The sequence below is a fragment of the Acidovorax soli genome (genome assembly GCF_014207955.1).
Classification (GTDB): Bacteria; Pseudomonadota; Gammaproteobacteria; order Burkholderiales; family Burkholderiaceae_C; genus Acidovorax; species Acidovorax soli_A.
On record NZ_JACHLK010000001.1, the window covers coordinates 493385 to 519397 of the forward strand.

Genomic DNA, 26013 nt, shown 5'->3' on the forward strand with positions numbered 1-26013 from the left:
GGCAACGACAGTGGCGAACGCAGGCAGACCCCGGCCAGGCACTAGGCCTAGAGCTAGGGTGGATAGGGACATGCTGCGTTGCATAGCGGCAAATCCTAGCACAGGCCTTGCCGCGCTGCCAAGCCCCGGCTTTTCAACGGCCTTGTGTGCGCCGGTCCCAGTCCTCGACCTCGCCCTGCTCCAGCCGCCGCGCCACCAGCTTCTGCCACGAGGGTGGCAATTGCGGCAGCGCCGCCAATGCGCGCAGCAGGCCTGCATCGAGCGTGCGGTGGTAGAGCACCTCGATCACGCGCGACAGCGGCCAGTCCGCGTGTGGCCGCGCCACCAGCGTGATGGCATCGCCCGCCTGCAGCGTGCCCGGTTCCAGCACGCGGTAGTACCAGCCGGTGCGGCCCGTGCGCTGCAGGCGCAGCGCCATGTCGCGCTGGCCGAAGCGGGTGTTGAGTTTCCAGCAGGGCTGGCGCGTCTGCGCCACCTCGAACAGCACGCTGCCCATGCGCACCTGGTCGCCCCAGCACAGGTCGGCCTCGGCCATGCCGGTGCTGGCGATGTTCTCGCCAAAGGCGCCGGGGCGCTCCAGCACGGGCAGATCGCCGAGCTCGCTGCGCCATGCCGCATAGTGGTCCAGCGGGTACTGGTGCACGGCCTTGTCGGGGCCGCCATGGATGCGCGTGTCGCCCTGTTCGTCACCCTGCAGTCCGGCCGCATCCACCCGCACCGGGCCGGTGACGGCGTGCTTGGCGATGGCGCTGCGCACGTCTGGCCGGTCGCCGAAGGGTACGGCAGCCCCGCGCAGCACGGCCGCCACCTGGCCCAGCAGCACCGGGGTCATGGGGCGCCGATGCCGTCGAGCCAGGCGCCGAACACGGCGTCGGCCGCGCGGGCCAGTGCCGCACCGTGCTCGCGTGCACCGGCGCGCAGGGCATGCAGGTCCACGCCCGCCGCGGCCAGTTCGCAGGCATGGCCCACCAGCCACTGCTCGATGCGCGAGAGATCTGCTTCCAGGTGGAACTGCAGGCCCAGCGCATGCGTGCCCACGGCAAAGGCCTGGTGCGGGCACCGCGGCGTGGTGGCCAGGCCCCGGGCACCGGCCGGGATGTCGAACTGGTCGCCATGCCAGTGCAGCACCGGTGTGCCATCGGCCAAAGGGGCCAGTACCGAACGCCCGCCATCGGCCGTGAGCACCAGCGGCGCAAAGCCGATCTCCTTGTGCCCCATGGGGGCCACGCCGGCACCCAGGGCCCGCGCCATCAGTTGCGCGCCCAGGCAGACACCCAGCACCGGCAGCCGGCGCGCCAGCCGCTCGCGCAGCAGCGCCAGCGTATCGGTGAGGAAGGGATAGGCCGCCTCGTCGAAGGCACCGATGGGCCCGCCCAGCACCACCAGCAGATCGGGCGCTGGGTGCAGGTGGTCCTCCAGTGGCCCCACCCCGGCGTCGTGCATGCGCACGGCGTAGCCGCGCTGCTGCAGCAAGGGCGCGAGCAGGCCCAGGTCCTCGAAGGGCACATGGCGCAGCACGAGCGCGGTTTTCATGGCGGTTTCCTTTTTTGTACTAGTACATTAAAATGAATGTATGAGTACATTGTACATTTCGGGAAAAACCGCTGCCGAGATTGCCGACAGCCTGCTGCAAGCGCTGCGCAGCGGCGCGCTGCAGCCCGGCGATGCCCTGCCCGCCGTGCGCGCGCTGGCGCAGCAACTGGCCGTCAACCCCAACACCGTGGCGGTGGCCTATGCGCGCCTGCGCGATGCCGGCCATGTGGTGACCGACGGGCGCCGCGGCACGCGCGTGGTCGCCCCGCCCGCAAGCCTGCCCCAGGCCTATGCCGTGCCCGCAGGCCTGCGCGACCTGGCCAGCGGCAATGTCGATGCGTCTTTGCTGCCCCAATTGCAGGGCGGTGCGGCGGCCTGGGCGGCGCTGGCTGCCTCGGCCGGCTACGAGGCCCCGGCCGACCTGCCCGCGCTGCAGGCCGAGGCACGGCAATGGCTTACGGCCCAGGGCCTGCCCTGTGAGCAGGTCGGGGTGTTCTCGGGCACCCTGGATGCCGTGGAACGCGCCCTGCGCGCGCACACGCACCCCGGCGAGCGCGTCGCGGTCGAAGACCCCTGCTGGCCGCCCATGGTGGCGCTGCTGCACAGCCTGCGCCTGAAGCCCGTGCCCCTGCCGGTGGATGGCGAGGGCCTGTGTGTGCCCGATGCTGCCGTGCTCCAGGGCTGTGCGGCCCTGGTGCTCACGCCGCGCGCCCACAACCCCACGGGGGCTGCTGTCAGCCCCGCGCGCTGGAAGGCGCTGCGCCGCCAGCTGCAGGCCTTGCCCCAGCTGCTCGTGGTGCTCGACGACCACTGGGGCCCGCTGTCCGGCGCACCGCTGGCCATGGCGGCCTCGCTGCCCGCGCTGTGGCTGCATGTGGTATCGGTCAGCAAATTCCTCGGGCCCGACCTGCGCGTGGCCCTGGCCACGGGCAGCCCTGCCCTGCTGCAGTCCATGCGGGCGCAGCAGGCCCTGGGGCCGCGCTGGGTCAGCCGCATCCTGCAGGGCCTGGCGGCCGGCCTGTGGCGCCAGATGCGCGAGGGCAGCGCGCTGGCCCAGGCGGGTGGTTCGTACGCGGCGCGGCGCCAGACCCTGGTCCAGGCACTGGCCCTGCACCAGGTCGCCGTGCCACCGGGCGAGGGCCTGCACCTGTGGCTGCCCGTGGCCGACGAGGCGGCCGTCGTGCAGTCCCTGGCCTCGCGCGGCTGGGCCGTGCAGGCCGGCACCCCGCTGCGCCTGGCCAGCGCACCGGCCGTGCGCGTGAGCCTGGGCGAATGCAAACCCCTGGACATGCCCCGCCTGGCGGCCGACCTGGCGCAGGCGCTGCGCACCCCCGGCCGTGCCGTTTTCTGAGCTCTAGAATCGCGCCATCTTCACCACCCCCCGCACCGGAGACGATCCCATGCCCTACATGCTGCTCATCATGGAACCCCCAGGCCAGCGCGCCGAGCGTGGCCTGGCCGCCGGGCAGGAGGTCTATGCGCGCATGCAGCGCTTTGGTGCCGGCCTGCAGGCGCGCGGCCTGCTGCTCGGCGGTGAATCGCTGGCCAACGACACCAAAGGCGTGCGCCTGCAGGTGCGCGAAGGCCAGCCGCGCCTGGTGGACGGCCCCTTCGCCGAGACCAAGGAGATGGTCGGCGGCTTCTTCCTCGTGGACTGCGCCACGCGCGAAGAGGCCCTGGCCATCGCGCGCGAATGCCCGGCGGCCGAGTGGGCCACGATCGAGGTGCGCGCGATAGCCCCCTGCTACGACGGCGCCACGGCCTAAGAAGGTGTGAACGAATCCGACATGCCCGCTCATCCCGCCAAAACACGCGCGCTCGTCGAAAGCAAATGCTCGCCATAGCCCGAGCTATGGCTGTGCTTTGCGCCTAGATCGCACGCGTTGTGGCGGCCTGCTCGGACACGCCGGATCCATTCACACCTTCTGAGCTCTCAGTCCTCGCCCTTCTCCTTGGCCTGGGCTGCATAAACGAGGCCGATGCGCCGGTACATCCAGCGCCAGGCGAAGACATAGAGCATCACCACCAGGCAGGCCACGCCCAGGCCGGGCCGGAACGGGGTGGAGAAGAAGAAACGCCAGGCCCAGTACAGCTCCGAGAAGCCCATCAGCGCGAAGGTGCCCAGGCCCACCCAGGGGCCTTCGGCGCGCCAGGCGCCCACGGACACGAAGGCATGGGCGATCAGGGCGGCCAGACCCAGCACCAGGTTGTTCACCATGGCCAGGAAGGGCCGCACCTCGAACCAGCCCGCCAGGCCCTTGAGCGTGGGCGTGTCGTCGGACTTGGCGCCCAGCATGGTCTTGACGATGAAGGCCGTGAAGAGGCCCTTCTGCTGCAGCCGGCTGGAGGCCGTCTGCTGGCTGCCCATCACCGAGTCGACGAGCTTGCGGGTCAGCCAGTCGCTGGATGACGAGGAGCCGCCGGACGAATCGTCGTCGTCCTCGGGCGGCAGCTTCTTGATCGCACCGGGCACCTGGTCACGCAGGGCCTCGGGCACATGTTCGATGGCGCTGCTGCTGCGCCGCACGGCGTAGGCGCAGACGGTGAGCGTGCGCCAGGCCTCGGGCAGGTACTCCAGGCGCCAGCCACCGTCCTTGACGTACTCGATGCAGGCCTCCTCGCTCAGCAGGGCCGGTGGGATCTGCTTGAACTCCTTGACGCCCTGGCGCAGCGCGGCCGCGTAGCGTGCCGGCGTCATCAGCCGGCGCGGCACGAAGCGCACCGTGTCCTCGTCGGCGGCCAGGGCCGCGTCCACCATGGCATCGGTGATGCGCTCGCGCGGAATGTCGGCCAGCGTGCGCGGGTGCGACTGCAGCTGCGCCACCAGCGCCGCATCGTCGGCCGCGCCGGCCTGGCCCTGCGCCAACGCCTGCAGCCAGCGCGTGTCCTCGGCATCGTCCCATTGCGCGCTGTAGGGCGAGTGGATGGAGAGCACGGTCGATGCCTCCAGCGCCGCCTCCTGCTCGCGCCCCAGGGCCCGGTAGGCACTGGCCAGCACATAGTGCGCGTGCTGCTCGTAGCGCATCTGCGGGCGGCCGAGCTGTGCATCGGCAATCGCGCCCTCGTGGTCGCCGGCCCAGAGCTTCACCCAGGCACGGTAGCCATGCCAGTGGCTGCCCTCGCGCGGCTCGCCGTCCTTGCGTGCCTCGGCCAGATCGTCTTCGATCAGCTGTGTGGTCACTGCCAGGCGCAGGGCCTCGGGCACATGCAGGAACACATCCGAGCGGTCCTTGAGCGCGGCCACGCAGACCGGCACGCTGCGCAGCGGCTCGGCGATCTTTTCGAGCGACAGGCCGTTGACGCGCGCCGACACCAGGCACAGCTCGGGCGTGATGAGTTCGGCGGGAATCTCTTCGATCAGGTTGCCATAGTCGTGCCGCACCGCGAGGGCGGCCAGTTCCGGCGTGATCTTCGCCTTGTCGATGTAGCTGATGTTGTAGATATCGGCCTTGAGCGCGGCCTGCTCCACCGCATCGGTGCGCAGCCAGTGCGCCAGATCGCGCAGCGGGGCCTTGGCGCGCACCGCCTTGAGCGCGAGTTCCGGCGTGAGCAGGCAGCCCCAGATGTCGCACAGGCTGTTGTGGTCCCAGGTCTTGGGCAGGCGGCTGTTGCGCTCGTCGCGCCAGTCCCACTCGTGCTGGCCGGCATAGAGCTCGCGCGCCAGGGCCAGGCCTTCGGCGGTCATGCATTCGGGCGGGATGTTCGAGGCCTCGTCCACGCCGCGGCGGATCAGCGCCTCCAGCCGCGCCGGGGTCTGGAACGGGCCGGGCACCCAGGCCAGGGCTTCCACATCGTTGGCCAGGGCCGCGTCCACCATGGCATCGTCGAGCCAGGGGGCGGGCACATGGGCGATCGCATAGCGGTCGCTGGCCACGGCCTGCAGCCATTCCTCGCGCGTCTGGGGTAGGGGGCGCTGCGCATCCGCCGCACCATCGCTGTCCTCTGCGGCCTCCCCCTCCTGGCCGCCGCCGGACTCCTGGGGCGCCACGCCGCGGCGCGCACGGCGCGCCGTCTCCAGTGCGTCCAGGCTGGGCGCCACCATCAGGTACAGCTCCGACCAGGTATCGCCGTCGCCCGAGTCCGAATGCTTGTACAGCGTGAGCCATTGCTCGCGCGATTCGCGCAGCACGCCGCTGTCGCCCGGCAGGGCCTGTGCCAGCGGCACGGCCCAGGCCTGGGTGAGATCGCCCGAACGGTTCCAGGGGGCGGCGTGCTCGGGGTCGGGGTCGGGCGTGCCGTAGCGCGCGGACAAGGCCTGGACCATGGCCTCGCGGATACCGTTCACGGCCTGGTCGAGTTCGCTGGCCAGGTAGTCGTAGTGGCCGTTGTGTTCCTCGCTGGTGTAGGTGCGCGCGACGCGCCGCACCACCACCGCGCGGTTCGCCTGCACGGTGTCTTCGTCTTCACCGTCGTCGTCCTCATCCTCCTCCTCATCATCGTCGTCATCCGATGGGGATTCGCGCTCCAGCGTTGCGCCAGCGGCCAGCTGGTGCAGCCGGGCCTCGGCTTCGTCCAGCAGGGTCTGGGCCAGCGGGGCGATGCCTTCCACGCTGTCGACGGCTTCGAGGTGTTCGGTGGGCGCAGGCGCGAAGAAGGGCCGGGGCGGCCAGCAGTTCTCCTGCGCGCCGCTGCGCCACAGCGCCTGGCCCTCGGCATCGAACAGCGTGGCGTGCTGGCCGTCGTACACGGCGCGCCAGACCACGGCGGCTTGCTTGTCGACAAAGGCCACCTGGCCATCGCGCGTGAGAAAGGGCACCACGGGGGTGTCGGGCTGCTCGCCCACCAGCCAGCCTTCGCCATCGGTCAGGGGCTCGAGCAGCGCATCGTCCACGGTGAACACCCGGCCATCGGTGTGCAGCAGGCCCCAGGTGGCCGGGCGGTCTTCCTTGCGGCGCTGGTAGGTGCGCACCACGGCACAGTCCGCTTCCGTGCGGAAGTGGCTGCCCCAGGCCAGCGGCGGGGTGGGCAGCGGCGTGCCGTCAGCGCGCAGGAAGGCGGTGCCGTTGTAGGTGCTGGCGGCCAGGCCGCAGGCCATGTGCCGCGAAAGGTGGCGCTCGCCCTTCACCACCACATGGCCCTTGGCATCCAGGTAGCCATGGCCGTTGTCCCAGGAGTTGGGCTCGTCGAAATAGGCCAGCCCTTTGCTGTTGAACGCGTCGATGCTGGGGTAGCGCGGCTCCAGCACCCATTGGCCGCGGGTATCGATCAGGCCATAACTGTCGCCATCCAGCGAGGCCGGGGTCACGGGCAGTTCACCGAAGGCCTTGGCCGATTGGAAGCGCGGCTCGATCACCCAGCGGCCTTCACGGTCGACGAAGCCCTGAACGCGTTGGTTGGGGCCTTTCTTCCAGACCGTGGCGCGGGCCAGTCCGCCAGCGCCGAACAGGCCCAGCTCGTGGAAGCTTTCTGCACAGGTGAAGCGCCCGTCCCGATCGATGATGCGCCAGGCCTTGTCCCCCACCTTCACCGCGCACAGCCCGTCGCGGAAGGGTTGCGTTTCCTCGAAGCTCGGCGGTACCACCACCTCGCCTGCGAGGTTCACGAAGCCCCAGCGCCCGTCCTGCTGGAAGCGCGCCATGCCGTCCTCGGAATAGTTGCGCGCGTTCTCCAGCGTGGGCGGCACGCGCCAGCGGCCTTCGGCGTCGATGTAGCCCCAGCGGCCATCGCCCGCCTGGGCGGCAGAGATCCAGCCCCCCTGTCCGTCGGCGTTGAAGCGCAGCAGGGCCTGCAGCCCCTCGGGCGGGCTGATGGCCCGGCCCGGGTGCACGATGACACGGGCGTGGCGCGAGCTGTCGGGGGACAGCGGGATGTGGGCGATCCACGGGGGGGTGGCAGCGGTGTTCTTGTCCATGGTCCTTTTCCTCCGCGCGGGATCGTAAGGGCGGGCCTGGAAACTCCGGGCCCCGAATCCCCTGCCTGCGCGAAAAGCCGGGCATTTGTCACGCTTTGCGCCACCCGGCACCACGCCCTGTCGGGTGGCGCCGGGCCGGGCGGCGTGGATGTATCAGTTGGTGAAAATTGTTGCCTTCAGTGCCGAAGGGAATTGGCGGCTGTGCGCACCGCGGCCAGGAACTTCGCTGCGGCCGGGGTGGGCAGTGCGCCGCGCCGGGTGATGGCACTGATGGTCAGCTCGGGCAGCTGCTCGCGCACCGGGATCGTGCGGATGCCGTGGCGCGCCAGCTCCCGGTCCACCACCGGGCGCACAAACACGCTGACCAGGTCGCCCCGGCCCACCAGGGCGCGCGTGATCTCCATCGAGCGGCTCACCACGATGCGCGGGGGCGGCTCCGTGCCACTGCCGGCGAACAGGTCTTCCACCATGGCCCGGTCCCAGCCCACCCACTCCTCGCCCTGCAGGGCCGCCAGGCTGCGCGCCCGTGCACGGGCATGGCCCACGCGCGCGCAGATGGCCAGCGGTGTGGTGAGCAGTTCCTCGCAATCGAACTCGGGGCCCGTGCGCTCCATGCGGTGCTGCACCAGGGCCAGGTCCAGCAGGCCTTCGCGCAGCGCCGGCAGCACCATGGGCGCCAAGCCCTCGCTGAACTCCAGTGCCGTGGCCGGCAGCGCGGCACGGAACAGCGCCAGCGCCTGGGGCAGCAGTGCCATCGCAGGCACGGACGACACGGCCACACGCACGCAGCCCAGCCGGCCATCGCGCATCTGGCGCAGCTCGTCGCGGGCGCGCTCGGCCTCCTGCTCCAGCAAGCGCGCGCGCCGCTCGAAAGCCAGGCCATATTCCGTGGGTGTGACGCCCTGGGCACCGCGCACGAACAGCGGCACCGCAAGGTGGTCCTCCAGTTCGCGGATCGCGCGCGAAATAGCGGGCTGGGTGATGTGCAGCGCAGTCGCCGCCTGGCGGATGCTGCGCAGCTCCATCACGCAGAGAAAGGCCTTGAGCTGGTGCGGTTTCATCGGCAAGTGGAGTGCGAAAGGTGATGCAATTTGGTTTTCGCCATAACGAAATTGTGACTGTTCGCGGCATGGGTGTGCCGATAGAGTGGGGGCCGTCGTTCCCACCCTTCCCCAAGGCCTTTTCCATGACCCACCGGCTTCTGCCCCTTGCTGCCCTGCTCGCCAGCCTGGCGTTCACCTCCTCTGCCCAGAGCCAGACGGCATCGCCCCTGGCCCAGCGCGTGCTGGCCCTGTCCGATGCGGCCGAGCCCCAGGTGATCGCCTGGCGCCGCCATATCCACCAGCACCCGGAGCTGTCGTACGAAGAGGTGCAGACTGCCGCCTACATCGCGGCGGCGCTGGCCAAGATGCCCGGCATCGAGGTGCAGACCGGCATTGCCAAGACCGGCATCAAGGCCGTGCTGCGCGGCGGCAAGCCCGGCCCTGTGGTGGCCCTGCGTGCCGACATGGATGCCCTGCCCGTGCAGGAGCGCAACGACCTGCCCTTCAAGTCCACCGCGCGCGCCCAGTGGCGCGGCAATGAGACCCCCGTCTCCCACGCCTGCGGGCATGACACCCATGTCGCCATGCTGCTGGGCGCGGCCCAGGCCCTGTCCAGCGTGCGCAGCGAGCTCACGGGCACGGTGGTCTTCCTGTTCCAGCCGGCCGAGGAACTGGGCCCCGGCCCCGTGCCCAGCGGTGCCAAGGCCATGATGGAGGCCAAGGTGCTCGAGAACCCCAAGGTCGACGTCGTCATGGGCCAGCACATCAGCGCCCGCGCCCCGGGCAACACCCTGGCCTACCGTGCGGGCAGCTTCATGGCCAGCGGCGATGCCTTCAACATCAAGCTCAAGGGCAAGGGCGGCCATGGCTCCTCGCCCTGGACGGCCAAGGACCCCACGCTGGCCGCGGCCGAGATCGTGCTCGCCCTGCAAGGCATCATCAGCCAGCAGATCGACCCGCTCGACGGCCCCACCGTGGTCACCGTGGGCCTGCTGCAAAGCGGCAACCGCGTGAACATCCTGCCCGACACGGCCGAGATCGGCGGCACCGTGCGCTCGCTGTCGGCGCGCAACCAGAAGATCGCGCACGAGGGCATCCGCCTCAAGGCCGAGAAGATCGCCGAGAGCGCGGGGCTCACGGCCGAAGTGACCATCGACACCGGCTACGAGGTCGTGGTCAGCGACCCGAAGATCACCGCCGCCCTGGCCCCTGCCTTTGCGGCCGCCGCCGGCGGTGCCGACAAGGCCCGCGAGGTGCCGCCCTCCATGGGCTCGGAAGACTTCGGCTCCTTCGGTGGCAGCGGCGTGCCCGTGGTGTTCTGGAACCTCTATGCCTCGCCGTTCGGCGACAAATCCGGCGCGCCCAACCACTCGTCCGAATTCGTGATCGACGAGAAAGCGCTGCGCATCGGCGTGCGCGCCCTCACCAGCGCCACCCTGGCGTACATGGCGCAGAGCCCTGCCGCCAAGCGCTGAGCGCCGCAGTCCCCGTTCGCCAAACAGCCCATGCCGCACCCGGCATGGGCTGTTTTCCTTCGGAAGGCGGGAATTTTCTAGGTGAAAACCCTGGTTTTCCAGAATCCGTGTCGATTCCGCGGTTGCCCATCCGTCGTGGAGGTATGAGCGCAGAGAAATCTTGGTCTCCGCGCCGCCACTTCCACCACAGGAGATCTGCCATGCGATTCATGATTCTGGTCAAGGCCAGCCCCGAGAGCGAGGCCGGCGTGCTGCCCGGCGAGGACCTGCTGGCCGCCATGGGCGCCTACCACGAGGAGCTGTCGCGCGCCGGCGTGCTGCTCGACGGCATGGGCCTCAAGGCCAGCAGCCACGGCTGGCGCGTGCGCTACGGCAGCGGCGGCCAGCGCACGGTGGTCGACGGCCCGTTTGCCGAGACCAAGGAACTGCTGGCCGGCTACACGCTGATCCAGGTGCGTTCGCGCGAAGAGGCCATGGAATGGGCCCGGCGCTTTCCCAACCCGCGCGGCGAAGGGCTGGAAGCCGAGATCGAGGTGCGCCCGGTCTTCGAGCTCGACGACTTCGTGCAGGGCGAGGCCGTGCAGCGCTTTCGCGACATCGAAGCCGCTCGCCACTGAAGCCCCCATCTGCGGAGAACCACCATGCTCAAGACCCTTGCCCTCGTGGCCCTGGCGGCCGTCGCGCTGCTGCTGGCCTTTGCCGCCACGCGCCCCGGTAGCTTCCGTGTGGAGCGCAGCCGCGTGATCGAGGCCCCGCCCGAGCGCGTGTTCGGCCTGGTCCAGGACCTGCGCCGCTTCAACACCTGGAACCCCTACGAGCGCAAGGACCCGGGTGCCAAGGGCCAGTACAGCGCCGCCACGGCCGGCCCCGGCGCGCGCTATGCCTGGCAGGGCGACAAGGTGGGCACGGGCAGCATGGAGATCACCGAGGCCACGGCGCCCTCGCATGTGGGCATGAAGCTCGACTTCGTCGCCCCCTTCGAGGCCCACAACCGCGTGGACTTCACACTGCAGCCCCAGGGCGAGGCGGGCCAATCCACCCGCGTCACCTGGGCCATGCACGGCCCTGTGCCCTACCTGGCCAAGATCATGCACCTGTTCTTCGACATGGACCGCATGGTCGGCCAGGACTTCGAGGAGGGCCTGGCCTTCCTCGCGGCCGAGGCCGCCAAGTGATGCTGCCCGGCTTTCGCATCACCCCCTGTTTTCCCCGCCCCAAGAACCGTTTCTTTTCCCTTATCGTTCCACCACTTTTGGAGACCGCCATGCAACACCAGATGATCTTCGTCAACCTGCCCATCAAGGACATGGGCCGCTCGCAAGCCTTCTTCCGCGCCCTGGGCTACGACTTCAACCCCCAGTTCACCAACGAGCAGGGCGCCTGCCTGGTGCTGGGCGAGAACCTGTTCGTGATGCTGCTGGTCGAGGAGTTCTACAAGACCTTCACCGACAAGGCCATCGCCGACGCGAAGAAGACCTCCGAAGTGCTGGTCTGCCTCTCGGCCCAGAGCCGCGAGGAGATCGACACCCTGGTGGCCAAGGCCGTCGCTGCCGGCGCCACGGCACCGCGCCCGCCGCAGGACCATGGCTTCATGTACGGCCACGGCTTTGACGACCTCGACGGCCACACCTGGGAGTTCGCCTACATGGTGGACGCCAGCAAGGCCCTGGGCTGATGGCCATGGGCGTGCCCGACGCTGATGCGCTGCACCGCACCATCGAATCGGTATGGCGCATCGAGGCGGCCCGCATCATCGCCCGGGTGGCGCGCATGACGCGTGACGTGGGCCGGGCCGAGGAGCTGGCGCAGGATGCGCTGGTCTCCGCCCTGGAGCACTGGCCCGCCACCGGCCTGCCTGACAACCCCGCCGCCTGGCTCATGACCACCGCCCGCAACCGCGCCCTGGACCACCTGCGCCAGCAGGCCATGCAGGCGCGCGAGCACGAGGCCCTGGGCCACGACATGGAGGCGCTGGAGGCCCAGTACGCGCCCGACTTCGTCGATGCCCTGGACGCCGCGCGCCAGGACGACATCGGCGACGACCTGCTGCGCCTGATTTTCACCGCCTGCCACCCCGTGCTGTCCACCGAGGCGCGTGTGGCCCTCACGCTGCGGCTGCTGGGCGGGCTGTCCACGGTGGAGATCGCGCGCGCCTTCCTGGTGCCCGAGGCCACCGTGGCCCAGCGCATCGTGCGCGCCAAGCGCAGCCTCACGGCCGCGCATGTGCCCTTCGAGGTACCCAGCGCGGCCGAGCGTGCACCGCGCCTGGCCTCGGTGCTCGAAGTCATCTACCTCATCTTCAACGAAGGCTATGCCGCCACCGCGGGCGACGACTGGATGCGCCCGGCCCTGTGCGGCGAGGCCCAGCGCCTGGTGCGCGTGCTCGCGGGCCTGGCGCCCGACGAGCCTGAGGTGCAGGGCCTGGTGGCGCTGCTGGAGATCCAGGCCTCGCGCCTGGCTGCGCGCACCGATGCCGAAGGCCGCCCCGTGCTGCTCATGGACCAGGACCGCTCGCGCTGGGATGCCCTGCTGGTGCGTCGCGGCCTGGCCGCGCTCGACAAGGCCGAGCAGCTGGCCCGCGCCGGCCACCCCTGGGGGCCGTACGCGCTGCAGGGCGCCATCGCGGCCTGCCATGCCCGCGCGCGCCGCGCCGAGGACACCGACTGGCAGCACATCGTGGCACTCTACGACGCCTTGCTGCAGGTCTCGCCCTCGCCCGTGGTGGCGCTCAACCGCGCCGTGGCCGTGGGCATGGCCGACGGGCCCGCTGCGGCGCTGGCGCTGGTCGAGCAGCTGGGTGCCGACCCCGCCCTGCGCGACTACCACTGGCTGCCCAGCGTGCGCGGCGACCTGCTGGCCAAGCTGGGCCGCCATGGCGAGGCCCGCACCCAGTTCGCGCATGCCGCCACGCTCACGCGCAACGCGCAGGAGCAGGCGCTGCTGCTGCAGCGCGCGGCGCAATGCGGCGCGTGACAGGGGGCGGTCTTTGCCGTAACGTGCAGCCCTCCAAGGAGCGACCGCCATGCACCCTGCGCCCACGCCCCCGTTCCCGCTCGAAGGCGGCTGCGACTGCCACCATGTGCGCTACCGCATGGAGACGGCGCCGCTGTTCGTGCACTGCTGCCACTGCCGCTGGTGCCAGCGCGAGAGCGGGGCCTCGTTTGCGCTCAACGCCATGATCGAGGCCGACCGCGTGCACCTGCTGGGCGGCAAGCCCGTGCTGGTCGAAACGCCCTCGGAAAGCGGCCTGGGCCAGAAGATCGCGCGCTGCCCGCACTGCCATGTGGCCCTGTGGAGCCACTACGCGGGTGCGGGGCCGCTGGTGTCCTTTGTGCGCGTGGGCACGCTCGATGCGCCCGACCACCTGCCGCCCGACATCCACATCTTCACGCAGTCCAAACAGCCCTGGGTGGTGCTGCCCGAGGGCGCCAGGGTGGTGCCCGAATACTACGAACGCGAGGTGCATTGGCCGTCCGAGAGCCTGGCGCGCCGCCAGGTGCTGCTGCCGCGGATCGCGGCCTACCGGGCGTCGATGGGGTTCGATCCGCTGTGAGGGGCGGCCAGGGCCTTGCGCTTCTTGCGCGGCAGGTGCTTCAGGGACGGGTGCACGGCCGGCTTGGGCGCCGCCCCCAGTGCCGCACGCGCCAGCGCGTCGGCTTCGCCATTGCGGTGGCGCGGTATCCACTGCATCTGCACGGCATCAAAGCCCGCCAGCAGCGCGCGTGCCGCCGCGTACAGCGGCGCGAGCCGCGCGTGGGCGGCCGCAGGTGCGCCCATCTGCTCCACGAGCAGGCTGCTGTCGCTGTAGATCTGCAGTGAAGTGGCGCCCCGTGCGCGCGCTTCGTTCAATGCCAGCACCAGCGCGGCGAGCTCGGCCTCGTTGTTGCAGCCCGTGGTGTGCGTGGCCTGCGACAAGGTGTGCTGCGTGCCATCGGGCGCCACCAGCACGGCGCCCAGGCCCATGCGGCCCGGGTTGGGAATGGCGCTGCCATCGCAGTGGATGATCCAGGGCGCGGGCAGGTCCATGGCTGCGGCGGAGGGTGCCTTACTCGGGCTGGCGGTAGTAGGCTTCGACCTTGCCCTTGAGCTTGATGATCAGCGGCTGGCCCTTGCGGTCCAGCGTCTTGCCGGCAGGCACCTTCACCCAGCCCTCGCTGATGCAGTATTCCTGCACGTCGGTGCGGTCCTTGCCATTGAAGCGGATGCCGATGTCGTGCTCGAACACGGCCGCCACATGGTGCGGGCTGCGCGGGTCGGCAGACAGGTGGTCGGGCAGCGGTGGGGCTTGGGTGGTATCGGTCATGGAAACAAGGGGGTTCGGTTCAAGTCGGCAACCGCGTATTTTCGGCGATTTGGCGGCATGCCCGCGCCGGCAAAGCAAGGTTGCGGGCAGGGGATCAGCAGGCCGCCGGTACCGCAGGCCTGTTGCCATGCTGGGCCAGCAGCTTGCCCACCTGGGGCTTGGCGCAGCGCTGCAGCGCCATCAGCAGCGCATGGCCGGGCTCGGCCACGCCCCAGCGCTGGCGCAGGTCGTGCTGCATGCGCGCCAGCAGCTCGGCCGCCATCTCGGCGTCGGCCAGGGCCCGGTGGGCCTGGCCGGTGCGTGGCAGGCCGTGGTAGTCCACCAGCGAGCCGAGCTTGTGGCTCGGCGCCTCGGGGTACAGGCGGCGCGACAGCAGCACCGTGCAGGCGAAGGCGTGTGGCGCGGCCACGCCGGCCAGGGCCAGCTCGGCCTGCCAGAATTTGCTGTCGAACGCGGCGTTGTGCGCCACCATGGGCGCATCGCCCACAAAGCGCGCGGCGTCCTGCATCACGCCGGCGGCATCGGGCGCGGCATTCACCATGGCATTGGTGATGCCCGTGAGCTGGGTGATGAAGGCGGGGATCCAGGCGCCCGTCTTCATCAGGCTCTGGTAGTGGTCCACCCGGCGGCCGTTTTCCAGCAGCACGATGGCCACCTCGGTCGCACGCGCGCCCTGGCCGGGCGAGACGCCTGTGGTTTCAAAGTCGATGACGGCGATGCGGGACATGGAATGCTGAAAAAGGCCTGAAGCATAAACACAAGTCCATGGCCGTGTCGGCGCCTGGGCACCCTACACTGCCAGGCCGCACCACTCTGACGACGCACACCCCATGAGCAACCGTGCCGAAACGCGCTGGATCCAGGCCGCACTCGACTACCTTCCGCAGTGGCTGGGCTTCCAGCTCGAATACCAGCGCCAGCCCGGTTGTTCCGTGGCGATTGCGCGCGGTGGCAAGACCGTGGCCGAATTCGCCCTGGGCGCGGCCGATCTGCGCACCGGCAAGCCCCTGACCCCGCGGCACCGGCTGCGCATCGCCTCGCACTCCAAGACCTTCACCGCGGCCGGGGTGATGCTGCTGCGCGAGCAGGGCAAGCTCGGCCTGGACGACCCCATCGGCCGCTACGTCTCGGGCCTGCACAAAGACCTGGCGGGGGTGCGTATCGGCGAGCTGCTTTCGCACGGCGGGGGCGTGACGCGCGACGGCCCGGACGACGGCCAGTTCCAGGACCGCAGGCCCTACCTGTCGCGCGAGGAGCTGCGCGCCGACCTGCGCGAGAAGCCCCCGATGGAAGCGGGCCTGCAGCTCAAGTATTCGAACCACGGCTACGGCCTGCTCGGGCTGATGGTGGAAGAAGTCACGGGCATGGACTACGCCCGCTGGATGGCGCGCCATGTGGTCGAGGCCGCCGGCCTCACCGAAACCGCGCCCGACATGCCGAGCCTGCCCAAGAAGGCGCCCCTGGCCTCGGGCCATACCAGCGAGTTCCCGTTCGGCCAGCGCCTGGTCGTGCCGGGCGACAACGCCTGCAACGCCATCGCTCCGGCCGCAGGCTTCGTGGCCACGGCATCGGACGTGGCGCGCTTCTTCTCGCAACTGGCACCCGAGAGCGAAAAGAGCATCCTCTCGCGCGCCAGCCGGCGCGAGATGGCGCAGCGCCGCTGGCGCGATCCGCACAGCCTGCTGGAGTCGCACTACGGCCTGGGCACCATGGTCAGCGCGCCCGGTCCGCGCGAATGGGCGGGCCACACCGGCGGCCTGCAGGGCTTCATCTCGCGCACGGCGCGCTTCCCGGCGCTGGACCTCACCATCAGCGTGCTCACCAACGCGCAGGACGGCCTGGCCTACCCCTGGGTGGACGGCATCGCCGGCACCCTCTTCGCGTTCCAGCAGCATGGCGCCCCCGGCCGCAAGGAGGTGTCCTGGGCCGGCCGCTGGTGGAGCATCTGGGGCGCCAACGACTTCGTGCCCATGGGCCAGGTGGTGTGCCAGGTGGCGCCGGCCATGGCCGTGCCCTTCCATGCGGCGACCACGGAGCTCACGGTGACCGGCAAGGACACGGCGCTGCTGAAAAAGACCTCGGGCTACTACAGCACCGGCCAGGCCGTGCGCCGGGTGCGCGACGCCGAGGGCACGCCCGTGGAGCTGTGGACTGGCGGTGCCAAGCTGGTGCCCCGCGATGTCCTGGTGGCCGAGGCCACGCAGCGCTACCGCAAGACCCGGCCCGGCCGCAAGGCCTGACTCATACGGATTTGCGCGCGCCACCTGAGACACATACGCATGAAACTGGCGCGGCCAAGGCCAGTGCCCCCGCGCAAGGGCCGCCCCGCCGCGCTGGGGGCGTCCCCCTCCCGACTCGCGCAGCGAGTCGAGAGAGGGGTGAAGGCGCGAAGCGACTCAGGGGGTGTTCCTTCATGCGGTGTAGGTGTAGTCCACGGGTACGCGCAGCTCGTAGACCGTCTGGCTGGCGGCGTTCTTCATCACCAGCCGGACGCTGCTGAGCTTGCCGGGGTCGATCACGGTGAAATGCTTGGACACGACCCCCGTGCCCGCCTGCCGGCCCGTGGTGCCTTCGTAGGTCATGTTGGCCTCGGTCTCGGGGATGACCCAGATATCGAGGCCCTCTTCGGTGTTGATTGCGTAGGAAAGGTCCACGTCGATGCGCGTGCCGGCCTGGACCACGGCCGGCGAGGGAATGGACACCTTGACGCCGGTGATCTCCGAGCCCCGGCCGTCGTTCAGCCATTCCTCGTCGGCCTCGTCGTCGGCTTCGTAGGTGAAGTCCACGGCCAGCGGCTGGTTGAACACCTCCACGAACTCCTGGTTCTTGGCGACGATGAAGAGCTCGCGCACGGTGCCGGCCTGCGTCAGGTGCACGCGGCGGCTGACCTGGCCCTTGCCGGGTTCCAGGCTGTCGCGCGAGCCCTCGTAGATCGAGTCGTAGGTGGTATCGAGGATCTTCACCCAGATATGCAGTGGCTCGCGGGGCGCCGTGTAGCGGTAGTCCAGGGTCACGGTGATGGGGGTGTTGGCGGGCAGTACGCTGCCCGAGGGCGGGTTGATGCGCACGCCGGTGATCTTCAGGTCGGTGCGCGTGTTGTCCTGGCGCCGGGCGCGCCGCCAAAAATAGACCACCAGGCCGATGGCCACCAGCCCCGCGATGGTGATGTAGACGTTCTCCATGATTTCCCCTCTCCCTTGGTTGGTACCGCGCCTTGTGTGTACTGGCTGTCGCTGCAATGGGCGGCGCGGGTGGTCCCGGGGCCGGATTATGGTGGCGCGCGCTGCGGTATCAACTGCGGGAATGCGCGAGGAAGAAGCGCAGCATGGCCTCGGTGGCCGAGATTCCCTGCGGATCGGTGTGGCTGCCGCGCGCATCGCCGCCGGCCCAGGCGTGGCCGGCGCCATGCAGCACCCAGTGCTCGGCCAGTGTGGCGCCGCCGCCCTGGTACACGGTGCGCGTATAGGCCTGGCCCTGGGCCGACCGCCCGGTGCTGACGGACGGCACCGCGCCTTCGGGCGCCCCGGCCAGCGCCGCTTCGATGAGCTGCTCGCCATTGCGCGGGTGCACGGTGGCATCGGCATCGCCGTGGAAGACGATCAGCGGCGGCGCCTGCTCCAGCCGCACGATGGGGGGCACCGGCGCAAAAGGGCTGGTGCTGGCGGGCTTGGCGCCGGTCTTCATGGCCGAGAGCGCGGCCATCACGTTCTGGGCGGCACCGGCCGCCAGGCCCGAGTGCACGCCCACGGCGGCAAACACATCGGGGTATTCGCGCGCCAGCAGGGCCGCCATGGCACCGCCGGCCGACAGGCCCGCCACATACACCCGGCGTGCGTCCACCGGGTGGCGCGCCATCACCTCGCGCACCATGGCCACCAGCGTGGCGGGCTCGCCGCTGCCGCGCCGCTGGTCCTGGGGCTGGAACCAGTTCCAGCAGGCCTTGGGGTTGGCCTGGCCGGACTGGGCGGGGTAAAGCACCAGGGCACGCTCGCGCGCTGCTGCGTGGTTCATGCCCGTGCCGGTGGCGAAGTCCTCGGGGTTCTGGGTGCAGCCGTGCAGCATCAGCACCAGGGGCAAGGGACCGGCGGCGGTGCTGGCACCCGGCGGCACATACAGGTGGTAGTGGTCCTGGGGCGCGCCGGCCCGTGCAAAGGCCACGCGGCGGAAGCTGCCCGGTGCCTCGGCATTGTGCGCCGGAGCGGGCTGGGGTGGCTGCGCGCCCAGGGGCCCCTCCTCCACCCGGTCGAGGATCACGGTGGCGTCTTCGATATCGGCCTGCGCATAGCCGTTGCGCCAGCTCGGGCCCGATGGTGCTGCGGCCGGGGTGGGTGCCGGCGCGGCAGGTGCCCGGGCTTCGCGCAGCGGGACACCACCCAGGGCCTGCTGGATGGCGCGCGTGGCATCGGCCAGCTGGCCCTTGCGCACCAGGTCGGTGGCGTTGCCGAGGAATTGCTTGAGGTTGGCGTTCCAGTCCATGGGAAGGTCCTTGGGTCTGCGGGCAGGGCATGCGCCGGTCATGGCGCCGGCGCCCTGGGGCGGCCGGTGCCGTCGGTTTTTGTCTCGGGATGCCGCCGCTCGAAGGGGCCGGTCTGGAATGGAAGGAGCAAAAGGTCGCCGTTGTGGTGCGCTGGGCACCGCGCCACGGTGGGAGGCGCTTGTCTCAGCCGATGCGGCCCGCCAGTGCCGCCTTGACCGCCGCGCTGGCATGGAAGGCGCCCAGCACCGTGACCGAGGCGATCGTGGCCTGCGCCAGCTCGGGCGTCACGTCGTCCTCGATGCTGGCCAGTCCCAGCACGCGGATCTCCAGCTGCTGGCCTGCCGCCTGCACGGTCTCCAGGTCGGTGCGGCCAAAGCGCTGCAGGCCCAGCACCAGCATCTTGCGTGCCACCACCTGGCGCACGGCCTCGTTCTGGGTGCTCAGCTGGTTGCGGATGGCCGTGCGGATGAAGTCCGTGCGGTTGGCATAAAAGCCCTCCGATACGAGCAGATCGATGTGCCCCAGGTCCACATAGCCGAGGTTGATGGTGATCTTCTCCGAATCGGGGACCTTGCTGCGCAAGGCCGGAGGGGTGCTGGAAATGGGGGTCATGGTATCCCTTTGGGCTGCATTGTGCCATCCATATGGATGGTATTTGGATGGTGAAATGCCGTTTTCAAGGCCTGGGCGCGAAAAAAGAAAGAGCCCAAGGGGCCCTTTCTGGTGCATGGCCCGTGCGGCCTGGTCAGCCCGCTCCACGGCTGCCGCCGCCGCTGCTGCTGCCGGCGCCGCCCTGGCGCGATTGGCCCTGGTTGCCGCTGCCCAGGTGGGTGTCGCGGTCGCCGCGGCTCTCGGGCGTGCGGCGGCCCTGGTTGGTCTGGGTGGCGGCCTTGTCGCCCGTGCTGTTGTGGGCATGGGCCACCTTGCCGGTGTCCGGGTCGGCGCTGTTGTCGGGTTCTTCGTTCCTGCGTTCCTTGCTGCTCATGGGGATCTCCTGGGGTTCGGGGGATTTCGGGGGATGGGCGGCGGAAAGCCGCTGGCGCTCAGGACAGCGTGAGTTCCTTGTGCTCGCCCAGTTCTCGCGGCTGCTCGCCCGTGAGGGCGGCCTTGGCCATCTTGAACAGCTGCACCATCTTGCTTTCCTTGACGTCCCAGTACTCGGCATGGCCGATGCGCACGGCCAGCAGCGCCAGGTTGGGGTCGGTGGGGCCTTCGGGAAACCAGGCCTTGGCCATGGGCGACCACAGCGCCTCCTTTTGCGCCAGGTCTTCCACGAAACTGGCCTGGCCCGACAGCGAGACATAGCTGTCAGCGCCCGGGTCGGCATAGGAGACGTTCACCTGGCCATCGGTCAGCAGGCGGCCATAGAGTTCCCCGTTGCGCGGAATGAAGAAGTACAGCAGCGACTGCTGGTCGATGCTGCGGTTCTGCGTGGTCAGCGGGTGCGCGTGCAGCATGCCGTTGGCGTGGCGGTGCGTGAGCATGCCGAATCGGATGTCCTTGATCAGCTTCCACAGCGTCTCGCGGGCGGGGGTGTCGTGTTGCATGGGGGTGCCTCCAGCGGATGGGTGAATCGGTAAAAATTCACTGTAGGCCGTGGGGCAGCCCCGAGGCGTCGGTGTCCGGCCCGGCTTGCGGAGGGCGTTTGTCCGACAGGGTGCGCGGGGTCAGCGTGGCTTGCGTTGCTCCAGCGCAAACGGCGGCAGGCCCTTGAGCAGGCGTTGGCCGTACGAGGTGTTCATGAGCCGCTTGTCGTAGCAGTACACATGGGCCTGGTCTTCCTCGGTGCGGATGGCGCGGCCCACCCACTGGGCCAGGCGGATCGCGGTGGCCGGCACCACCAGCTCGCTGAACGGGTCGCGCCCCACGGCGCGCAGCCATTCGGCGCGGGCCTCGCCCACGGGGTCGTCGGGCGGGGCAAACGGCAGCTTGGTGATGAACACCGACTCGCACAGCCGCCCCGGCAGGTCCAGCCCCTCGCCGAAGGACTGCATGCCGAAGATCACCGAGGGCAGGCCGTCGGCCACGCGCTCGCGGTGGCGCTTGAGCAGCTGCGTGCGCGGCAGCGCGTTCTGCACCAGCACCACATTGCGCATGGCGGTGGGCAGGGCATCGACGGCCTGGCGCATCTGCTCGCGCGAGGTGAACAGCACCAGCGCACCGTATTCCACGTTGGCGATGTCGTAGAGCAGCGCTTCGACCATCTCGGCCGTGAACTGCGCGGCATTCTTGGGGTCGGCGCGCGTCTCGGCCGCGATCAGCGTGCCCTGTGCGGCATAGTCGAAGGGGCTCGGCACCTCCAGCGTGGTGGCCGCTGCATCGCCGTGCAGGCCCGACTCGCGCAGAAAGAACTCGAAATGCCCGCAGCTCGTGAGCGTGGCCGAGGTCAGCACCGCGCCGCGCACCGCGCTCCACAGGTGGTTGCGCAAGGTGGTGCCCGGCAATATGGGGCTGGCATGCGCCTTGACGACGATGAAGTCGCCCTCCACCTCCAGCGTGAACCACTTGGCCGCCGGCACTGCGCCCTCGGGCGCGTCCTGCAGCAGCAGCTGGGCGGTGGTGTGCAGTTCTTCCAGGCGCGGCGCCAGCATGCCGATCTGCGCATACAGCGTGGACAGGCGGCGCGCCTCGTCGGGCTTGTCGCGCATCTCGGCGCGCAGTGCCTTGGAGATGGCGCGCAGCGCTTCGAGAAAGCCCTCGGCGCTGGCCGAAAGCAGGCCGAGTGGCGCGAGCAGCGGCTCGGGCAACTCACCGCGCGGCACGCGCACGCGCGCCGGGCCCCAGGTGTCCCTCTGGCTCTTGAGGGCGGGGCCGTACACGTCCATCACGATGCGCGCCAGGTCCTGCAGGGTCTGGCGCAACTGGCCCGAATGCTTGGGGATGTCGGCGATCTCCTCGACCTCCAGCAGCGCACCGATGCGCAGGCCCCGGCTGGCCAGGCGCTCGATCCAGGTCAGGCGGCTCAGGTCCATGCTGCACGAGAACTGGTCCAGCGCGGTCGCAGGCAGGTGGTGGGCCTCGTCGAGCACCAAGAGGCAGTTGTCCAGCTCGGGCAGCACGCGCGCGCCCAGCGAGGACAGCAGCAGGTCGTGGTTGGCCACGATCACCTGCGCACCCACCAGCTCCTTGCGCTTGTCGTAGTAGGTGCACTGGCTGAAGGCCGGGCAGTGCTTGCCCGTGCACGAGGCGCCCTCGGCCGCCACGGCGCTCCAGACCTCGGGCTCGGGCGGCGTGTCCAGGCTGTCGCGGTCGCCGTCCCAGGCGCCCTGGGCCAGGGTCTGCGACATGGCCGAGTAGAACTGGATGCGCGCCTCGGTCTCCTGGCGCGGGCGCTTGGCGCGCGCGGCCGCCTCCTCCTCGGCGAACAGATCGTCCTCCATCGGGTCTTCGCTGGCCTCCCCGGTGCCGGCCAGCCGGTCGAGCTTGAGTTTGCAGACATAGCGCCCGCGCCCCTTGGCCAGGGAGAACTTGAAGGGCTGGGGCAGCAGCTTGGCCAGGGCCGGCAGGTCCTTGTGCACCAATTGCTCTTGTAGCGCCACCGTGGCGGTGGAGATCAGCACGCGCGTGCCGCGCGACAGCGCCATGGCGATCGCCGGTGCGCAGTAGGCCAGGGACTTGCCCACGCCCGTGCCGGCCTGGATCACGGCAATCGAGCGCGTGGGCGCGGCCTCGCCCGCCTCCTCGTCCACCTTGCCCAGCGTGGCGTGGCTGAAGGTGTGGGCCACCTGCTCGGCCATGCGCCGCTGCCCCCCGCGGCTGCGGAACCCCGGGGTGGCCTGCACCACCGCATCGAACGACTGCAGGGCCGCCTGGGCCCACTCTGCTGAAGACATAAGAACGAGAGTGTGGCATATGGTTGGGCATACAGTATTTTTGAGGGCATGGGCCTACACGGCGGCCCCTGGCGCCTGCCTACCATGGGGCTGTACACGCGCCCCATGGCGCGGCCCAGGAGATTCCCATGACCACGAGCGCCGAACCCCGCACGACCCCCGCCTCGGTGGACACCACCCGGCGCCAGACCGCCAGCACCTCCCCAAGCGGCGCAGCGGCGGCCACGAACACCTCTGAGGAGCAACATCCCAAGCTCCCCCATGAACGCGACCAGTCGGTGGACATGACCCATGGCCAGCCCGACGCGCAGGTGCAGCAGGCCTACCGCGACGTGCAGCGCGGCCTGCAGGACACCGACCGCGGGCCCCCGGCCGGCAGGGCCTACCAGAAGCAGAAGTAGCCGGGGCCCACCCGGGGCCGCCTGCCCTGCCGGTGTGCGCCAGAACAACACCCCTGGCTTGCGCCGGATGCAGGCGCGTTGCTGGGGGCGCCAATCTAATGGTTGCCAGCGCAACCCATTCCCCTATACTGAAAAGCACTGAAACGGCACCCCCGTGCGAAAGCCGGGTCCGCAAAGTCACCGGTCTACCGGCCCTGGAAGCAGTTCCCGGGCCCAGGACGGCGGGACTGCCACGTTGATCCAGGGTTGCTCAGGGGAGCCGCCGTCTCAGTTGTTGTCGCCTACCTACAACCACGAGGCTGCCTCCAGCGATGCAACACCGCCACGGTCCCGCACTCGCCGCCGTTCCTGTTCCTGTTCTTCCTGCTTCGAGCGCGGGCCGGGCCTTCCATGGCCGCCTTCCAGGGCGCCATCCTGCACAGGGGGCTTGAACTATGGGCGACGGCTTGGTCATCGGTACGCAGGACATCGCGCAGAAGGACCAGATGGTGCTGCGCGCGTTGGTGCGCCTGCTGGACGGCGGCGTCAATGTCCGCGCACGCTTCAGCGAGCAGCTGGCCGAGTGCAACGTGGTCTTCGTGCCCGGCAGCTGGCCCTACCGCTTCCATGCCCCCTGCATCACCGTGCGCGTGCTGCACCCCGAAGATGCCGGCGCCCTGCCCGAGGCCACGGCCGACCTCACCGTCTCCACCCCGCTGCGCATGACCAATGTCATCGCCGTGCTGCAGTCGGCGACCCAGCGGGTGCACGGGGCCTCGCAGTTCGACCCGGTCCAGGGCCTGCGGGCCATGTTCGATCTGCTTGCCGAGCGCACCCGTGTCGCCGAACGCCGCCGGGCCGTGGTGCCCATCAGCGGGGGCCAGCAGATCGTGTTCGACTTCGTGCAGCAGCTCGTGCACACCTCCATGTCCATGGATGCGCTGCTCTCGGGCGCCTACACCCTGGGCGAGCCGCACCGTGTGAGCCCGGTCGAAGAGGCGCTCATCGGGTCCATGCCCTCGCACAGCCTGCGCCACCTGCTGTGGAGCCTGGCCATGCGCCTGGCCGAGACCCGCGCGGGCGCCCCTGCCCGCCCCGGCTGGTACCGGCTGCTGCGCTGGCCCGATGCCATCGGCCTGTCGGCGGCCGGCCACCCCCGCCTGGCGGCGTTGCTCACCAGCCGGGCCCTGAGTTGCGAGCAGCTGTGCGCCAAGAGCGGCGTGCCCGAGGCCACGGTGCGCTGGTTCCTCGAAGCCAGCCTGGCCCTGGGCCTGGCGGTGGAGGAGAGCGCGCCTGCGGCGCCCGCCGCTACCGCCGTGGCAACGCCCGCACCCGTGGCCGCGGCCAAAACCCCCGTCCCGGCCGCTGCGCCCGCAGGCTGGCTCGGCAACCTGCGAGAACGGCTCAAGCTATGGTGATGCCTTCCACCGGGCCTGCGGTGTTCGCAGGCACTTCCCGCGATCTCAAGATCGTCTTCACCGGCCCCATGGGCGCCGGCAAGACCACCGCGATCCAGGCCATCAGCGATGGCCAGGCCCTGTCCACCGACGTGCCCATCACCGGCTGGGCCGAGCTGCCCATGCCCGGCAAGACCATGACCACCGTGGGCCTGGACTACGGCGAATGCCAGATGGACGGCGGCCAGTGGAAGCTCAAGCTCTTCGGCACGCCGGGGCAGGAGCGCTTTCGCTTCATGTGGGACATCCTGGGCGCGGGGGCCTTCGGCCTCATCGTGCTGGCCGACAACTCGCAGAGCGACCCCGTGGGCGAGGTGGCGCGCTACCTCAAGGCCTTTGCGCCCCACGTGCCCACGCGGCGCACCGTGGTCGGCGTGGGCCGGCTCGACACACATCCGGCGCCCGGCATCGCCGACTACTGCGAGCAGCTCGGCGCCCTGGGCTACAACCCCCCGGTGCTGGAGGTGGACGTGCGGCGCGATGCCGACGTGCGCCTTCTGCTGTCGGTCCTGGTGAGCATGGCGGAGATCGAACATGAGCAGTAGCAGCAGCAGCGACAGTTCCACCGGCGTTCCTTCTGCCGCCCCGGCGGTTCAGGCGTCCTTGCGCCTGGTGACCATTGCGCGCCTGGCCGAACTGCTGGGCGAACTGCAGCGCGGCACCCCGGGCATCCTGAGCGCCACGCTGGCCAGCGCCGATGGCTTCACCGTGGCCTCCACGCTCTCGGACAGCCAGGACGCCGACAAGCTCTCGGCCATGTCCGGCTCGCTGAGCGCGCTGGCCGGGGCCATGACGCGCGAGGCCGGCCACAGCGCGCCCGAGCGCCTGATCCTCGAATCGGGCAGCGGCCACATCGTCTCGATGAACGTGCCGGTGGCCTCGGGCGACCTGGTGCTCACCGTGGTCACCAACGAATCCTCGCTGCTGGGCAAGCTGCTCTGGAGTTGCCGCAACACCGCCGACCAGGTGGTTGCCGCCTGCGCCGCGGCGCCGCAGCCGGGCTGATCCCTTGTTTTGCCGTTCCCGTTCCCTTGTTCCACCACCACCGGAGACCACGCCATGGCAATGACCCCCAAAGAACTCCTGAACCAGCTCATGCAGACCGAGGGCGCCATGTGCGCCGCGCTGGTGGACTACAACAGCGGCATGCTGCTCGAATCCGTGGGCAGTGGCATGGACCTGGAACTGGCGGCCGCCGGCAACACCGAGGTCGTGCGTGCCAAGATGAAGACCATGAAGTCGCTGGGCATGCAGGGCACCATCGAGGACATCCTGATCACCCTGACCCACCAGTACCACATCATCCGCCCTGTGGAGAAGCACGACGGCCTGTTCATCTACTACGTGCTCGACCGCAGCCGCGCCAACCTGGCCATGGCCCGCCGCAAGGTGCTCGAAGCCGAGTCGCAGACCGCTATCTGAAGTGAACACCCCCTGAGTCGCTTCGCGCCTTCCCCCTCTCTCGTCTCGCTTCGCGAGCCGGGAGGGGGACGCCCCCAGCGCGGCGGGGCGGCCCTTGCGCGGGGGCACTGGCCTCGGCCGCGCCAGTTTCATGCGTCGTGGGGTGGCGCGCAGCTCCATCAACAACGGATACGGATCTGCATTTGATCGTATAGCGAGGCGGGAAGCCGCAGACAGTGCTGTAGCACGGCAATGCGAAC

Annotated in this window: 27 protein-coding genes and 1 riboswitch; of the genes, 14 read left to right on the forward strand and 13 right to left on the reverse strand. The window is 70.0% G+C overall.

Annotated features, from left to right (window positions below):
• Positions 1-133 precede the first annotated feature (133 nt).
• Entirely contained in the window at positions 134-832 is a 699-nt protein-coding gene (locus tag HNP48_RS02320) for an MOSC domain-containing protein (RefSeq protein ID WP_184855224.1), read from the reverse strand.
• Complete coding sequence (locus HNP48_RS02325) at positions 829-1533, reverse strand: glutamine amidotransferase (RefSeq protein ID WP_184855225.1); 705 nt, start codon at positions 1531-1533, stop codon at positions 829-831. The genes HNP48_RS02320 and HNP48_RS02325 overlap by 4 nt, the downstream gene beginning before the upstream one ends.
• Before the next feature lie 40 nt (positions 1534-1573).
• Between HNP48_RS02325 and HNP48_RS02330 the strand changes: the two genes are divergently transcribed.
• Both HNP48_RS02330 and HNP48_RS02335 read left to right on the forward strand, forming a co-directional pair.
• Positions 1574-2884, forward strand: coding sequence for an aminotransferase class I/II-fold pyridoxal phosphate-dependent enzyme (locus HNP48_RS02330; RefSeq protein ID WP_184855226.1), 1311 nt, complete (start codon positions 1574-1576; stop codon positions 2882-2884).
• Between the two features lie 49 nt (positions 2885-2933).
• Entirely contained in the window at positions 2934-3299 is a 366-nt protein-coding gene (locus tag HNP48_RS02335; protein ID WP_184855227.1) for a YciI family protein, read from the forward strand.
• Positions 3300-3466: 167 nt separating this feature from the next.
• Here the strand turns inward: HNP48_RS02335 and HNP48_RS02340 are convergent, their stop codons facing one another.
• A complete protein-coding gene (locus HNP48_RS02340; protein ID WP_184855228.1) occupies positions 3467-7384 on the reverse strand; it encodes a WG repeat-containing protein in 3918 nt (1305 codons plus the stop codon).
• Between the two features lie 176 nt (positions 7385-7560).
• The gene (locus HNP48_RS02345) at positions 7561-8445 is read right to left on the reverse strand and encodes a LysR family transcriptional regulator (RefSeq protein ID WP_184855229.1); all 885 of its coding nucleotides are present in this window, start codon (positions 8443-8445) and stop codon (positions 7561-7563) included.
• A 125-nt stretch (positions 8446-8570) separates the two neighbouring features.
• On the opposite strand from HNP48_RS02345, the gene HNP48_RS02350 reads away from it, so the two are divergent.
• The 6 genes from HNP48_RS02350 (at position 8571) to HNP48_RS02375 (ending at position 13455) form a co-directional block, all read left to right on the forward strand.
• Positions 8571-9902 (forward strand): M20 family metallopeptidase, encoded by a 1332-nt coding sequence (locus HNP48_RS02350; protein ID WP_184855230.1) that lies wholly within the window; start codon positions 8571-8573, stop codon positions 9900-9902.
• A gap of 200 nt (positions 9903-10102) precedes the next feature.
• Complete coding sequence (locus HNP48_RS02355) at positions 10103-10519, forward strand: YciI family protein (protein ID WP_184855231.1); 417 nt, start codon at positions 10103-10105, stop codon at positions 10517-10519.
• A 24-nt stretch (positions 10520-10543) separates the two neighbouring features.
• Positions 10544-11077, forward strand: a complete 534-nt coding sequence (locus HNP48_RS02360; protein WP_184855232.1) for an SRPBCC family protein — start codon at positions 10544-10546, stop codon at positions 11075-11077.
• 89 nt (positions 11078-11166) lie between these two features.
• Positions 11167-11577 (forward strand): VOC family protein, encoded by a 411-nt coding sequence (locus tag HNP48_RS02365; protein WP_184855233.1) that lies wholly within the window; start codon positions 11167-11169, stop codon positions 11575-11577.
• A 5-nt stretch (positions 11578-11582) separates the two neighbouring features.
• Positions 11583-12875 (forward strand): RNA polymerase sigma factor, encoded by a 1293-nt coding sequence (locus HNP48_RS02370; RefSeq protein ID WP_184855659.1) that lies wholly within the window; start codon positions 11583-11585, stop codon positions 12873-12875.
• A 49-nt stretch (positions 12876-12924) separates the two neighbouring features.
• Complete coding sequence (locus HNP48_RS02375) at positions 12925-13455, forward strand: GFA family protein (RefSeq protein ID WP_184855234.1); 531 nt, start codon at positions 12925-12927, stop codon at positions 13453-13455.
• Here HNP48_RS02375 and HNP48_RS02380 read toward each other — a convergent pair.
• The 3 genes from HNP48_RS02380 to HNP48_RS02390 form a co-directional block, all read right to left on the reverse strand.
• Positions 13422-13928 (reverse strand): reverse transcriptase-like protein, encoded by a 507-nt coding sequence (locus tag HNP48_RS02380; protein ID WP_184855235.1) that lies wholly within the window; start codon positions 13926-13928, stop codon positions 13422-13424. The genes HNP48_RS02375 and HNP48_RS02380 overlap by 34 nt on opposite strands.
• 19 nt (positions 13929-13947) lie before the next feature.
• Complete coding sequence (locus HNP48_RS02385; RefSeq protein ID WP_184855236.1) at positions 13948-14205, reverse strand: DUF3297 family protein; 258 nt, start codon at positions 14203-14205, stop codon at positions 13948-13950.
• Between the two features lie 94 nt (positions 14206-14299).
• Positions 14300-14932: a PolC-type DNA polymerase III gene (locus HNP48_RS02390; protein ID WP_184855237.1), complete on the reverse strand. Its 633-nt coding sequence runs from the start codon at positions 14930-14932 to the stop codon at positions 14300-14302.
• 103 nt (positions 14933-15035) lie between these two features.
• On the opposite strand from HNP48_RS02390, the gene HNP48_RS02395 reads away from it, so the two are divergent.
• Positions 15036-16445, forward strand: coding sequence for a serine hydrolase (locus tag HNP48_RS02395; RefSeq protein WP_184855238.1), 1410 nt, complete (start codon positions 15036-15038; stop codon positions 16443-16445).
• Positions 16446-16616: 171 nt separating this feature from the next.
• Here HNP48_RS02395 and HNP48_RS02400 read toward each other — a convergent pair whose 3' ends face one another.
• The 6 genes from HNP48_RS02400 to dinG all read right to left on the reverse strand — a co-directional run bounded on the left by HNP48_RS02400 (position 16617) and on the right by dinG (position 22515).
• The gene (locus HNP48_RS02400) at positions 16617-17387 is read right to left on the reverse strand and encodes a hypothetical protein (protein WP_184855239.1); all 771 of its coding nucleotides are present in this window, start codon (positions 17385-17387) and stop codon (positions 16617-16619) included.
• A gap of 109 nt (positions 17388-17496) precedes the next feature.
• The gene (locus HNP48_RS02405) at positions 17497-18681 is read right to left on the reverse strand and encodes a PHB depolymerase family esterase (protein WP_184855240.1); all 1185 of its coding nucleotides are present in this window, start codon (positions 18679-18681) and stop codon (positions 17497-17499) included.
• Between the two features lie 184 nt (positions 18682-18865).
• Positions 18866-19294 carry a CopG family transcriptional regulator gene (locus tag HNP48_RS02410; RefSeq protein WP_184855241.1) on the reverse strand — a complete coding sequence of 143 codons (429 nt, stop codon included), beginning with the start codon at positions 19292-19294 and terminating at the stop codon, positions 18866-18868.
• Positions 19295-19427: 133 nt separating this feature from the next.
• The gene (locus tag HNP48_RS02415; protein WP_184855242.1) at positions 19428-19667 is read right to left on the reverse strand and encodes a hypothetical protein; all 240 of its coding nucleotides are present in this window, start codon (positions 19665-19667) and stop codon (positions 19428-19430) included.
• A 58-nt stretch (positions 19668-19725) separates the two neighbouring features.
• Entirely contained in the window at positions 19726-20229 is a 504-nt protein-coding gene (locus tag HNP48_RS02420; protein WP_184855243.1) for a pyridoxamine 5'-phosphate oxidase family protein, read from the reverse strand.
• Positions 20230-20349: 120 nt separating this feature from the next.
• A complete protein-coding gene (dinG, locus tag HNP48_RS02425) occupies positions 20350-22515 on the reverse strand; it encodes an ATP-dependent DNA helicase DinG (protein ID WP_184855244.1) in 2166 nt (721 codons plus the stop codon).
• Positions 22516-22643: 128 nt separating this feature from the next.
• Here dinG and HNP48_RS02430 point away from each other — a divergent pair, with 128 nt between their 5' ends.
• The 5 genes from HNP48_RS02430 to HNP48_RS02450 all read left to right on the forward strand — a co-directional run bounded on the left by HNP48_RS02430 (position 22644) and on the right by HNP48_RS02450 (position 25774).
• Entirely contained in the window at positions 22644-22916 is a 273-nt protein-coding gene (locus HNP48_RS02430; protein ID WP_184855245.1) for a hypothetical protein, read from the forward strand.
• Positions 22917-23051: 135 nt separating this feature from the next.
• Positions 23052-23151: riboswitch (cyclic di-GMP riboswitch) on the forward strand.
• 199 nt (positions 23152-23350) lie between these two features.
• Positions 23351-24313 (forward strand): hypothetical protein, encoded by a 963-nt coding sequence (locus tag HNP48_RS02435; protein ID WP_184855246.1) that lies wholly within the window; start codon positions 23351-23353, stop codon positions 24311-24313.
• Positions 24307-24897, forward strand: a complete 591-nt coding sequence (locus HNP48_RS02440; protein ID WP_260420053.1) for an ATP/GTP-binding protein — start codon at positions 24307-24309, stop codon at positions 24895-24897. Before HNP48_RS02435 ends, HNP48_RS02440 begins: the two co-directional genes overlap by 7 nt.
• A complete protein-coding gene (locus tag HNP48_RS02445) occupies positions 24887-25357 on the forward strand; it encodes a roadblock/LC7 domain-containing protein (protein ID WP_184855247.1) in 471 nt (156 codons plus the stop codon). The genes HNP48_RS02440 and HNP48_RS02445 overlap by 11 nt, the downstream gene beginning before the upstream one ends.
• A 54-nt stretch (positions 25358-25411) precedes the next feature.
• Entirely contained in the window at positions 25412-25774 is a 363-nt protein-coding gene (locus HNP48_RS02450) for a hypothetical protein (protein ID WP_184855248.1), read from the forward strand.
• Positions 25775-26013 lie beyond the last annotated feature (239 nt).